The organism is Gemmobacter caeruleus (genome assembly GCF_008271655.1).
GTDB lineage: Bacteria > Pseudomonadota > Alphaproteobacteria > Rhodobacterales > Rhodobacteraceae > Gemmobacter > Gemmobacter caeruleus.
The window spans coordinates 1-11,894 of sequence record NZ_VKKX01000016.1; the positions used below are offsets into that span (position 1 = coordinate 1).

Sequence of the window (11,894 nt, forward strand, 5' to 3'; positions counted from 1 at the left end):
GGCCTGGCGCAGGATAGCAAGGATCTGCGCTTCAGTGTATCTGCTTGTCTTCATTCAGAATCTCCTCGTTCATCTTGCCGAGAAAATTCTACTTATGCAGCCCCTTACTTTCGGGGGGGATTACCCCCCGCCCTTCTGCGGTTTTCGCGCGCTCTTGATCCTGCCGGACCCCTATCCCACTGATCTTGCACGCGGATTTCGTCCGTTTGTTGACCTATTGTTGACCCGCAGTTCGGACAGCAAAAAGCCCCGCTGGATGGCGGGGCGCATGTGGTTGATAACATTGAGGGATTTTGGTTGCGGGGGCAGGATTTGAACCTGCGGCCTTCAGGTTATGAGCCAAAACAGGTTGTATCTCAATCAGTAAAGATTATCAAAGACCTATCCGCTAAACCTTTGTTTTCCCGGATCTTTCAACCGTACTTTGGCCGTCTTTCACTGTCATTCAGCGACATCAATCAGGTCAACTCTACTTCAGCAGGTTGACGTGGCGTTGACATGACCATTGCAAAGGATCAATCGACCAAGCTATCGCGCCGCTACTCTGTGCTTTGATTGCATCCATTGAGTTAAACGCGACCCACCTCATCGCTCACTCCATTTGCAAAAAAGCTGCGAACAAAAGTCAAAGCAACGTGTGCGCTGAAATAGGACGAAAACTCATGAATTCTGTCATCTTTAGAGCCATCGGCAAAATCACTAACGCACTTGACTACAAGCCATTCTGGCGCCGGAGTTAGAGAACTGTGGCAAGCCCAAGCTACACCAAACGCTTCCATGTCAACCCCCAGGATCTTTCGATGCTGATCAGCAACCTCTCCGAAGAATTCCTTATAATTTTGAACGGCCGCCCCTGAAGCCATCGGCGAAAAGTGGACAGACGGCAGAACCCCGGGCTTCCATTTTTCCCAGGCATCAAACACAGCCTTAAATGTACCTACCGACGACAGGACAGCCGTGGCACGATTAGCAACCCATGCGGGAGCAGGGACCTGAGTGGGCGAAGGAGAGAAAACAACCTCTCCATCAACTTCCGCAAACTTCCCGCTCCCGTAATCCCAGGTTTGAGAAGCGACAATCGCGTCACCGAGGTTGGAATCTCCCTTCCGACCAGCGCAGACGCCCGTCATCACCACCAAGCGCGGCCGCAAAGTCATAATGGCCTTGCACGTGGCAGCTGTCGCTGCGACCAAACCCATTTCTGTAGGCTTAATGGAATATGCTATCCTAGAACCGCCAGGAGTCGCGACTTCTCCCTTAAAATACAGAGCAGGATCCCCCTCAAAAACTGTCTCTTGCCAAACACCGCCGACAACCCGATGAAGTTCAAGAAGTTCATGCTTCAATAGAGCACAAACGAAAAGAACATCACACTTGGGCTGGGAAGCTAAGGGTGAGGGTTGACTACGCGCTCTCACGTACTGAATCTTTTGCTTTAATCGTAGCCGCCATTCAGAATTCTCAGGCGATACAAACTCAATTCTCCACATCTCTTGAGAAAAATCAGCCTCGGCTGCCTTTATCGCCTCAACATTCTCACTAAGTCCTATAATGGCCTCTGGAAGCTTCACATCTGTGCCACGCAGCATCCTCTTCAATAGATCGGCGCCCCCAGATATGATGGGAGCCTCACCTAGGCGAAACGGGAGAAGAAGGTCCAGGATAAGAATGTCGAACTGAGACTTCTTCATAGCTGTGAGACCACGTGCTGCACACAGTTCCACATGAACTGATTCCTCCGACACGTCGCACTCTTTCAATACCGCAACAATCTCAGAGATCTTTGTGGAGTTGTCATCAACAATCAGTATCTTCATTTCAGTTCGATCCTTTGGCGGAAATCTGCAATCTGCCGACGCCAGCCTGAGCTAGATGATGAGTAATAGACTGAGCCCAAGTATATGTCTTCAAAGTCACGCTTGAACTCTTCATCAATGCTTTCAAGCGTGATCAAGTTTGGAGCCTGTCCGAAGGTTTCAAACATCGATACTACGAGAATACTTGTTTCAAAACGCATCCTGCGCGCACGGGATATAAATTCACGCCCCGCGAACGGGCGCATTTCGTTATATCCGCCGCCACTCGAGGACGAATAATTTGGCAACGTCATATCTAAAATTATGAAACCCGGCCTAGAGTCTCTCGCGAGCTTGAGACCAGCAATGAGAGAATCTGCAACCAAAAGAGAATCCATTGGAAACTCGTTTTGATAGAACCTTTGTATCTCGTCACGCTTAGCAGCGGTATCTTCGACTAAAAGGGCATGCAACCTAATGCTCCTTTATTGACAGAACTGCGAAAGTCATATCGACGACAAAACGGCCCTTCTCATCGTCAACCGAGACCACGACATGGGGATGACCGTCGAAGTAAGTTGATCTAGCAATTTTTGCCAGGCCAGAGCCGCCTTCTTTCGGAATCCGTAGTTCATACTCGCCACTGTTAATCTTTTCCATGGCATCTGATGCGGCAATGTGCGCCCTGGGCAGATCAGTACAATCGCTGGCGAAAACGATACGCAGCTTGCTGGGGTCTTCCGAAAAGATTGACACATCAACTTCGCACTGCAAATCCCCGGAATGATCTCGAACGTTCGTAAATAGAACGTTAAAAACCTCGATCAGCGCCTGGATGGCAAAATCCAGACTAACATTGTCGCCGCCGTGCAGCCGAAGCATAGGGTGGAAGTCACCATAAAACCGACGGACAACGGCACGCGATGCTTCAATAATGTCAAGAAGCGCAATAGGCTCCGAATCTGTCGGTCTAGTCACCCGGAGCCATTCACCAAACTCCCTGAGGGCAATGGAGAAATGATTCCTAGCCCTGTTGATTGCATCAAAGAGAGGAGCAAGATTTCTTTCTTCTAAAAGCTTGATATCTGCCTCAAGTGAGTCGAACGAAGCCTTAAACATTCCTTCTATCTCATGAAGTGTCTGTGCTCGAACTTCATCAAGTTTCTTCTCTACGTTCACCCAAAATATTTCGGCAAACCCATCAAGGAGGTCGTCAACGTCCGAAAACCTCTCAATTTCCGAAATGAAGGCGAGCCGCGTCGCTGGAAGCCATTCCGTCGAAATAATTCCTGCGGGCTTTGCCACACTCTTCACATGTATCATTTCGTCTTTGATGTGCGAGATATTGTGATCGATGCTCTCAGAAAACTTGGCGAGAATAGTCTGAACTTGGTCGAAAATGGCATCATCACAATACATATCGAGGTATTCCGCCCAGAACTCGTTTCTTAAGTATCCGGACGCGTCTTTCTGAGTGATTAGAGACTCTTGGCTCAGCGGACTTCTTAGTTGCGCAGATATCGCCCCATGTCGCATACCAAGACTCAAGTACGAATCGAGGCCGAATCTCGGATCAAAAGAGAACTTGTCTAGGAGATCTCCTACAATTTGTGTGGCGATTTCGTAGGCTTCGTGGTTTGGAACCTTAAAAGTGAAGGCTTCTGTTTCTCCCGACGATACGTGGGCAAGGAATTCATACGCTGCGCCCTTTTCGATTGGCAACAAGCCTGCGCTCAAAAACTGATTCAGACGATGATACTTTTGAACAAGGACGGTCCTCGCCCACTCCCTAATCCCGCGCTCATCACATTGTACCTTCCCGAAATTGAACTTGCGAAGCAGCTCTTTTGCCGCTTGCTGTCCGATCAGCGACTGAAGCTCCGAGTTATATGCTTCGCGATTCTTTGGGTCGGCATCGATCAACAATTGCAGTATCGAAACTCTCTCTGCCTCCATTTCTTCCCAAGTATCAAATTCAAGAGACTGACGCAGAACACTTATACCACAGACATCACTCAGTATTTCGAGTGCTGCAGCACTTCGGTCCTTTAGTTTGCTAGGTACTTCGCAGCCTTGAGACCAAAGGAAACTCTCTACAGCGAGATAGATCACTTCGTCATGTCGATCTGCGCGCTCGCAACGAAGATAACTGAGCGCAAGTATCGCCTCTCTGCTCTCGCAAATCATGTCTAGTATGGAGTCTGTAATCTCGGATAAAATACTGTCGTGCGGGACGTAATGTATAGCCTGGGGGAAGCGCTTGAGGTATCGGTAACAGAATTCAAGTACTTGGAGGGTTTTTCCTTCCGTTAGACCACTTAGGATGGCAAGACGGAATACTTCTTCGTCCACCAGTTCATTTTGATTCAAATGCAGTGAAAGGCTGTCGAAATCAACTCGTACCAGCTGCCGTTCCGGGCATTCAGTGTGCCTAGGGATTATCGTGCTGATGGCCAGTTCTCTGTAGTTCAGCCAGTAAAGAATTTCCTCGATGCCAATCGAGTTTCGACAAGTGTATACGCCCTTTGCGATGATCGAGTACGGGCTTCCTCTGGCAACGTTGAACGCCTCAGAACATGAGACATTAGCACGCCACAGTGACTCTGACTCATTGGTTGAATTCTCTGGAAATAGGTTTTTGAGATCTGTGCGCATATCAGCCGGCATCAACGGCAGTAAGACGCTTCCGCCGCGCAGCCTTGGTTTGACTTTGATATATGCACAAGATCGCCAATCTCTTAGATGTTTCGCCACTGAGAGAAACTTCTCAACGAAATTGGCGTTCTCGTTTGGCATATGGAGAGTTGATACGGTCCAGGACCAGATACCTTCATAGTTATCGACAAGCGGCTGATTTGGAGATATCAGCCGGTTCTCAATGTGCGCTTCGGGATGAACGCCATTAAGCCAAAGCACCCTCTCCAAGAATGACTTCAGGACTTGGCTTTTTACGGGCGATATCAAAGTCTCACTTATATATTCATCTACATATCGCGGGTCAACTCCGCCCTCAGTTTGAACACCCATAGCGTAGTATACAAAGTTTGAGATCGATCTTTTTTGATCCGAATAAAGCGCGCTGCGCATCCATTGGCGCTGTGCTTCGAGCCCATTTTTGCGTCGATAGGCGAACATAAGCGTTTGAATCAGAGTGTACGACCATCCTGTAATGGCTGCGATCCGCACCACCTCATCCGGCATTGACCCAATATTTGCTGCTAGAGAGTCGGCTTGAGATATGAAATTCGTATAAGCTGAGAGCTTCTTGTCTGAATAATTTATGAGAGCAAGTATCCAATCCTCATAGTCAGAATGTGAGACCTCTTCATCAAAGACTGGATTCTGAATCGATTTCGGACTAGCTGCAATAATCCCGCGAAGTGCGTGCGAGTTCCTGTATCGAGGAAAACTCCATGAAACCACTCGTTGAACTGAGTGTGGACCATCAAAAACTGTAACATATCTCGAGATTGGAACTTCACCCTTGCTCAGCCTCAGTTCGGCCTGCCAAGGTTCAATCTTTTGCTTCTTCCGTGCCTTGCGTTCCAGCTTTATTCTCCTCGACAGATGTGACAGAAATTCAGTTACTTCCTGAACTTCATGGTAGTGTCCCACCAGTCCTTTGCGTGCAGCGAGCTGCCATGTCTCGCAGCTCATTTGGCTCGATTACTGCCACCATATCTCCCCACTGGTACAGATGCCAAGCCATCTCGACCCATCCACTTGCCCTGAACGTCACAAGAAGCCCGCCGTCCGCTTGATCGGTCATGACTTGGCCGGGGTGGAACAGAAATTCCCGCGCGGTCGAGGCTGCCGCTGGGCTGAATCGCCAAACCACCTGGCCAAACTCAGCATCTGAATGATACGATCCGAACGACTGGGCAGCATAGGCGTCTAGGTCGAAATCTTTTTCCCGCACGAAGGCTTGTCCGGTGATCCTCGCATCAATGATCCGGTCCAGGCGGAAACGGCGGAAGCCTGGTCCGTTGGTAGGATCGCGGGCGATCAGGTAGTGCCGCGTGCCGAGCAGCACGCCGTAGGGTTCCACGGTCCGGTCCCGCGGCTCTGCGTCCTGCTTGCCTTGGTATCGGATGATCAGTGAAAATGGTGCCTTCAAAGCTTCGGCAATGGCACCTGTCACCAACGGGGAAGTCTTCACCTTCGGGCCAGGACGACAAGCATAGCCCTGCGCTTCCAGCACCGCTTCGGCGTCTACCTCGGCGCGGCGTGCGTGGCTGGATGGCAGGGTGGCCATCAAGCGGTCACGCAGTGCCTGCAGCGCCTCGACCTCCGACTTTGCCCCTTCACGTTCGGCGCGTCGGATGCTCATTTCGAGGGCGACCAATTCCCGTTGATAGATCCCTTGCTTGCCGATCAGCGATGCATCTCGCAACTTCCACCACCGCCGCCGGTCACTGTCGGTCTGGATAGAGATGCTCGGAAAGGTATTCTCCAGCGCGCGCACCATTCGTTGCGCCGTCCTCGTGTTGACGCCGAATTCTTCCGAGATCTCCGGCAGGCTGATGCCACGGTAGCGGGATGCGGCCATTTGGGCCAGCTTCAGCAGCTCCTGCGCCTTGTGGAACGACATGGTGATTCTTTTTCAATGTGACAGGTTCTAACACCCAGCCTAGCGTAGCGTTCACTAGAGGGCGAGTCGCCTTGTAGATTAACGCGGTATAGTTGAATAACTCGAAGCCTTGCCAGCCTCATTGGCGCGGCACGCCTCCGAGAACCGACGGCCCTGACGTCTCGACCCTCTCACCAGCCTATCGCTGGGCCACCTGGACGGGTTGGTTCCCGCGAAAGCTCAGAACGAGGACGGACGTTAGAATGGCCTTACCACCACGCGTATTCTTCACATTGCACGAAACGGCCGCACGTTGGGGCTGTACGATTGCCGATATTGCCGGATGGGTGTGCGACGGCAAGCTGGAAATCGTGACCGGCATTTCAGCGGTCACCTGTGGCGAAAGCCGCGTTTCCGGCAAGGTCGCCATTTCCCCTATGGATATTTTGCCGATGTTCCGGCGCTGCGGAACCGGTCCCAGCGTGGCCAAGCTCACCCGGATCAAGCCCCGCGGAGCCGAAGACGGTGTGTTCATCACGGAGCCCAGCGACGGTGTTGAAATCTCGATCGCCGACCTACTGATCACCGGGACGGAGGTGATGCGGTTCGAGGAAGAGCATGATCTTTTGCGCCGCGTTGGTGGCGGCACAGGGTCCGTCTCACCCTATGATTGGGACGGCATGTACATGACCATCATCCACCGCGTTCACGAGAAAGGCCTGCCCGCCACCCAGTCAGAGCTGGTGGCAGAGTTGCAGGACTGGTTTGGCGAGGTGTCGCAAAACGGCGATGTGCCGGATGAAAGCACGATCCGTCGGCGGGTGCGCCCGATCTGGCGCAAGCTGCGGGGAGAGACCTGATCGCGCCGCGCGTCAGGCAGACTTCTTGTCCGCATCATGAACGATCTTCGGGCGGGGCCGAAACATGCTGGCAACGGCATCGACGCCCGCCCGGAGCGGCGAATCCATCAAATGCGCATAACGCTGGGTCGTCTGCATCTGGCTGTGGCCCAGCAGCTTGCCGATCATCTCCAGCGAAGCCCCCCCACTGACCAGCAGCGACGCAAAGGTGTGGCGTAGGTCGTGGATTCGGACATCTGGCAGCTTCGCGTCCTTCTGGACGTTGATCCAGAAACGGCGGATTTCCTTCACCGGCTGGCCCGGCACATCGCCGGGGAACAGCCATGGGTTGCCCTTTGGCACCAGCAGCTGGCGCTTGCGCACGATGGCCGCAACCTCAGCCGAGATCGGGATGCGGTGGATCTTGCGCTGCTTGGTGCTGGCGGCGGGCTTTGACCAGCTGCCCAGCTCCAGATTGAACTGTTCAAACCGGGCCTGCCGAACCTCGCCCACCCTGCTGCCAGTCAACATGCACAAACGGATGATCCCCGCCGCACGCTGATCCTTGGCGGCATCCAGCACCTCAGCCAGCCTGCCGATTTCCTCTTGCGACAGGAACCTTTCGCGTTCGTTCTCGATCCGCTTCTTGAAGCCAGAGGCCGGGTTGTCTGTTCGCCAGCCCCAGCTGATGGCAAGTGTGAACATCTTGCGCAGCACCTCGCCCACCCTGTTGGCGCGGATCGGCGTGGGCTTCGGTCCTTGCAGCTTTCGTGCGCGGTTGTTGGGCTTTTCCTTTGATGGGCGCGCCCTGCCCTTCGCGATGATGTTCAGCAGTTTCGCCACATCATGCGGCGTGATCTCGGTCACTAGCTTCTTGCCCCAATGCGGTGCGATCAGCTTGGTCAGCATCGAATGCTGGTCCGAGGCATTGGTCTTGGCCAGATGCGGCACATGCTCGGCCAGATAGCGGTCGATCATGTCACTGAACCGTGGCGCCTCGCGCAAGTCGTCCCGCGCCCCCAACGGATCGCCGCCCTCATCAACCAACCGGCGCAACTCTCTTGCGCGTTCGCGGGCGGCCGTCACCGTCCATTCGGGCCAGCGCCCGATTGCCATGCGGCGCTGGGCCCCGGCATAGCGGTAGTCCAGTGAGAAGGAACGGCTGCCCGACCGCAGGATCCGGATGGAAAAACCCCGCACCTCGGTGTCGAAGACCTGGTAGTCGCGCCCAGTCTCAGGGATCTGCTCCCTCACCGTTTTATCGTTCAATCGCAATCACTTGACCAACTCGGCACCTCCTGTCGCCAGTGACACAGGCGTGGATTCGCGCCCTTATCAAGCGAAGCATGACGACCCACCCGGCAATCAGGCGGTGACCGGCGGTGATGCTCCTCTGGGCCGCCGGTCTTTGGATTCATGGGAGTAATTCTGGTGGCTCCTTGCCTTTGACGCCCATCGGCCAGCTCAGGCCAGGCCGGAGAGAATGCAAAATCTGCACTGGCCTCGGGACTGTTTGGCGCAATCGCGGGCGGATTCTGTAAATCGCAAATGAAATCAATGACCGGCAAGGGTCCGCACCCTCTGCCGCCCCTGCGAAACCGTGCGTTCGCCTTTGAGCCTGCGGAAAACGCGCCGAATATCTGTAAAGCACCTGCTTACCGTGAACGTTCCCGCAGCGGATGAGAAATCAAGCACCGCGTCGATGCAGTCGGCTCTGTCGCCGGAAGATACTGGGCTCCCACAATTCACAATGAAATCAATGACCGGCAAGCCTCCGGCGCATCGCTGCCGGTCATCGCCTTCCCGCCACCCCTTCGCCTCTGCGCCTCATGGACCCCGAAACCAGCCCGCTTCGGGCGATGAACGGGAGACAGAGGATGACAGCATCGGGAACTGCACCGCGATCCGCAGCAAGCGGCTTATTGTGCGGCTGGATCAGCCGTCTGGATCTGGCCCTTGAACTGGGCCTGACCGTCGACACCCTGCGTCGTTGGGAAGCACAGCGGTTTGGCCCGCCCTGCGTCCGCGCCGGTCGCAAGGTCTATTACCGGCGCGACGCCGTGCATGACTGGCTGCAATTGCAGGAAGTGCCCAGCCCTCGTCGTGCGGGTGGCCGTCGATGACCGCACCCCTTTCCCATTCCGCTATCACGACTTCCGTCACCGGCGACTGGATGCACGATCGCCTGACTGAGGCGCGCAGCGTTCTGGCCGACAGCACCCAGCATCAGGACTCGCTGGTCATCCTCGCTGCCTGGGTTGTCGTCGGCCAGAGCGACGATGCCCGCGAATGCGGTGACGCGATCGATCTGCTTCGTTTGCTGGATCGGCGCCCGCTGCACGCCATCGCGGCAGCAGCCTTCCCGAAAGGCGGTGCAGCATGAACCGGCGCAGCACACCCGAGGCCGACGCCCAGCGTGCCATCGTGCAGGCGTTGCGCTTCGCCCTGCCCCGCGATGCCATCGTCCATCACTGCGTCAACGAGGTGACCGAGGCCGGGCCCCGCGGCGCGAAACGCCAATCGATCCTGGTCGGCATGGGCGTTCATGCCGGGTTTGCTGATCTGATCGTGATCTCCGGCGGCCGCGTGCTTTTCCTCGAGGTCAAAAGCGAAACCGGCCGATTGCGCAAATCGCAAGAGGTCTTCCGCGACACGGTCTGCGCGCAGGGTTTTGGCTGGGCGCTGGTTCGCACGGTCGACGACGCGCTGGGCGCGCTGGCCGACAATGGCTTCACCAGCCGCGCGCAGCGCCCCATGCGGAGGGCCGCGCCATGAGCCATGACGCCACCAACTGGGCGATCCAGCGGCGCGGGCTGAAGCCGACGACCAAGATCGTGCTCTGGCACCTGTGTGACCGCTTCAACCCCGACTTCGGCTGCTTCCCGTCACAGGACCGGCTGGCCCATGATTGCGAGATCAGTCGCTCCACCCTGAACGAACATCTCGACCGGCTGGAAGCCGAGCATCTTTTGCGGCGGGTGCCGCGCATCGATCCCGTCACCAAGCGCCAGCTGCCAACCCGCTACATCTTGGGGTTCGAGGAAGGCTTTGCACCACATGATCCCGAGCCATGTCCGGATACCGGACACGGGCTTTTGCCCTTTGGCCATGATGCTGAAACTGCGTCTGAAATTGCCAGCATCCCTGCTGATCTGGCAGAGCCGTGTCCGGAAATCGCACACGGCAATCCGCAGGAACCCGTGTCCGGATTTTGCCCCGACCCGTGTCCGGAAAATGCCGAAAGCCGTGTCCGGATTCCGGACACTAACCTTGTAAGAGAACCACTAAGTAAACCAGTAAAGGAGGAGGAGGACGCGGCTGCGCGCGAGGCCGATTTTGATCGGTTCTTCGCGGAATTGCTGAGCGCGCTGGGCTTTGCCGCCAACGCCGCCCTGCCCGCCTGGTGGCAAGGCTGGCCAGCCCGCACACACGTTCGTCGCTGGATCGACGATATCGGGCTGTCGCGGAAGCGTATCATCGAGGTCGCCATCGAGACCCGGGCCGATCATCCGAACCCGCCCGATGGCCCCAAAGCCCTCGACCGGTTCATGGAACGTGCCGCCCAGCGCGACGCGCAGACGGCCATCGCGAATGCCAAAAGCCATAAGGCAAAGCGGCGGCGCAAGCGCGAAGACCCTCCCCGGCTCAGCGACGATGAAAAGGCGGCCTTCTACGCCAAGATGGTCAACGCCGACGGCTTCCTGCCAGTCAGCGCGATCAACAACAGCCTTCGTGATTTGATGCTGGTGCGCGGCTTGGTCACGCCCGAACGGCTCCGATTGCGGGGCGTGCGATGACCCTGCAGCGACAAGTTGGCCGCTCGGGCGGCACCAAAGTTAAACGCGCGCTGGGCGTCCAAGCGGCGCTAGAATGGGCATTCCGCGTAGAACAGGCGCAACTGGAACTGCCGCCACCAAAGGGCGTGACAGAGGAAGGTTTCGGCTTCGGCCTCGAGTACGTTCTGCTGCAGCGCGCGGCGCTAGGCTGCAAGGTGGACGGTGGCCAGTACAAGATGGGCAGCTACACCCATCCCGATGCCGAGGTGATCGCAGCCGCCGTCGCGGGCATGCCCCATAGCCTCGGCGGCATCCGCATGGCGATCCAGGTGGCCGAACTGGCGCGTGCTGGCATGACCCCGGACTGGATGCCGGGCGTCGTCCCGCGCTGTGTCCCATTGGAAATCAAGAACAACCAGCATGGAGAGCGGGCGACGACTATCGTTGTCGGCAGCGAGCGGGTGAAGACGCGCGGCAAGTGGCGATCAGTCGATATCCTGGCTTGCCCAGTCACCTGGCGGCCGCATCCGGAACAGATTGCATCCGCCCGGCGTGGCTATGAGGATTGGTGGGAAGCGCTGGACTGGCTTCGAGATGGACTGCTGGCGGGCGGGATGCTGCGGGAGGTGGAAGTTACAGCGGTTATGCCGAAGATGCGGCCGTGGTTGCATACAAACAACAACCCAAAAGCGCCTCCTATGCGAACTTGATGAAAAGCTCCTCTTCCATACCCAGCTCAGACAGCGCCAGCTTCAGTCGCTCAAACTTGCTGGTAGAATCGATGTTGTGAACCGCGCCGGGTTTGCCGGAGGCTCCAACTCCTGAGTAGGATGGAGCATCATGAGCAAGACGACGAACAAGTTTTCCCCTGAAGTGCGCGAGCGGGCGGTGCGGCTGGTCTTCGACAACGAAG

At 56.0% G+C, this 11,894-nt stretch carries 12 protein-coding genes and 1 pseudogene; 7 read left to right on the forward strand and 6 right to left on the reverse strand.

The genetic code is table 11. The annotated features are described in order from the left end of the window. Positions 1-316: hypothetical protein (locus FOA17_RS19875; protein WP_203232283.1), on the forward strand; the 316-nt coding region annotated here is incomplete at its 5' end. A gap of 253 nt (positions 317-569) precedes the next feature. Here FOA17_RS19875 and FOA17_RS06680 read toward each other — a convergent pair. Genes FOA17_RS06680 through FOA17_RS06695 form a run of 4 tightly spaced genes read right to left on the reverse strand, consistent with a single transcriptional unit; the run spans position 570 to position 6,387 of the window. Next, entirely contained in the window at positions 570-1,817 is a 1,248-nt protein-coding gene (locus tag FOA17_RS06680) for a 5'-methylthioadenosine/S-adenosylhomocysteine nucleosidase family protein (RefSeq protein ID WP_149140718.1), read from the reverse strand. Then, complete coding sequence (locus FOA17_RS06685; protein WP_149140719.1) at positions 1,814-2,269, reverse strand: response regulator transcription factor; 456 nt, start codon at positions 2,267-2,269, stop codon at positions 1,814-1,816. Before FOA17_RS06685 ends, FOA17_RS06680 begins: the two co-directional genes overlap by 4 nt. Position 2,270: 1 nt before the next feature. Beyond that, a complete protein-coding gene (locus FOA17_RS06690; RefSeq protein ID WP_149140720.1) occupies positions 2,271-5,453 on the reverse strand; it encodes a hypothetical protein in 3,183 nt (1,060 codons plus the stop codon). Further along, complete coding sequence (locus tag FOA17_RS06695) at positions 5,395-6,387, reverse strand: helix-turn-helix transcriptional regulator (protein WP_149140721.1); 993 nt, start codon at positions 6,385-6,387, stop codon at positions 5,395-5,397. The genes FOA17_RS06690 and FOA17_RS06695 overlap by 59 nt, the downstream gene beginning before the upstream one ends. Positions 6,388-6,629: 242 nt before the next feature. Here FOA17_RS06695 and FOA17_RS06700 point away from each other — a divergent pair, with 242 nt between their 5' ends. After that, positions 6,630-7,226: a hypothetical protein gene (locus FOA17_RS06700; protein ID WP_149140722.1), complete on the forward strand. Its 597-nt coding sequence runs from the start codon at positions 6,630-6,632 to the stop codon at positions 7,224-7,226. A 12-nt stretch (positions 7,227-7,238) separates the two neighbouring features. Here the strand turns inward: FOA17_RS06700 and FOA17_RS06705 are convergent, their stop codons facing one another. Then, entirely contained in the window at positions 7,239-8,480 is a 1,242-nt protein-coding gene (locus FOA17_RS06705; RefSeq protein WP_149140723.1) for a tyrosine-type recombinase/integrase, read from the reverse strand. 602 nt (positions 8,481-9,082) lie between these two features. Here FOA17_RS06705 and FOA17_RS06710 point away from each other — a divergent pair. From FOA17_RS06710 to FOA17_RS06730, 5 genes are read left to right on the forward strand one after another with little or no spacing between them, the layout of a single operon-like run. Continuing rightward, positions 9,083-9,328, forward strand: a complete 246-nt coding sequence (locus FOA17_RS06710) for a helix-turn-helix transcriptional regulator (RefSeq protein ID WP_149140724.1) — start codon at positions 9,083-9,085, stop codon at positions 9,326-9,328. Continuing rightward, complete coding sequence (locus tag FOA17_RS06715) at positions 9,325-9,588, forward strand: hypothetical protein (RefSeq protein ID WP_238991755.1); 264 nt, start codon at positions 9,325-9,327, stop codon at positions 9,586-9,588. Before FOA17_RS06710 ends, FOA17_RS06715 begins: the two co-directional genes overlap by 4 nt. Then, on the forward strand, positions 9,585-9,980 hold the full coding sequence (locus FOA17_RS06720) for a VRR-NUC domain-containing protein (RefSeq protein WP_149140725.1): 396 nt from the start codon (positions 9,585-9,587) through the stop codon (positions 9,978-9,980). Before FOA17_RS06715 ends, FOA17_RS06720 begins: the two co-directional genes overlap by 4 nt. Further along, the gene (locus FOA17_RS06725; protein WP_149140726.1) at positions 9,977-11,002 is read left to right on the forward strand and encodes a helix-turn-helix domain-containing protein; all 1,026 of its coding nucleotides are present in this window, start codon (positions 9,977-9,979) and stop codon (positions 11,000-11,002) included. Before FOA17_RS06720 ends, FOA17_RS06725 begins: the two co-directional genes overlap by 4 nt. Next, positions 10,999-11,691 carry a hypothetical protein gene (locus tag FOA17_RS06730; RefSeq protein ID WP_149140727.1) on the forward strand — a complete coding sequence of 231 codons (693 nt, stop codon included), beginning with the start codon at positions 10,999-11,001 and terminating at the stop codon, positions 11,689-11,691. The genes FOA17_RS06725 and FOA17_RS06730 overlap by 4 nt, the downstream gene beginning before the upstream one ends. Here the strand turns inward: FOA17_RS06730 and FOA17_RS19880 are convergent. Further along, positions 11,678-11,894 (reverse strand): annotated as a pseudogene (locus FOA17_RS19880) (hypothetical protein); the annotation flags it as partial. The gene FOA17_RS06730 and the pseudogene FOA17_RS19880 sit on opposite strands and share 14 nt — an antisense overlap.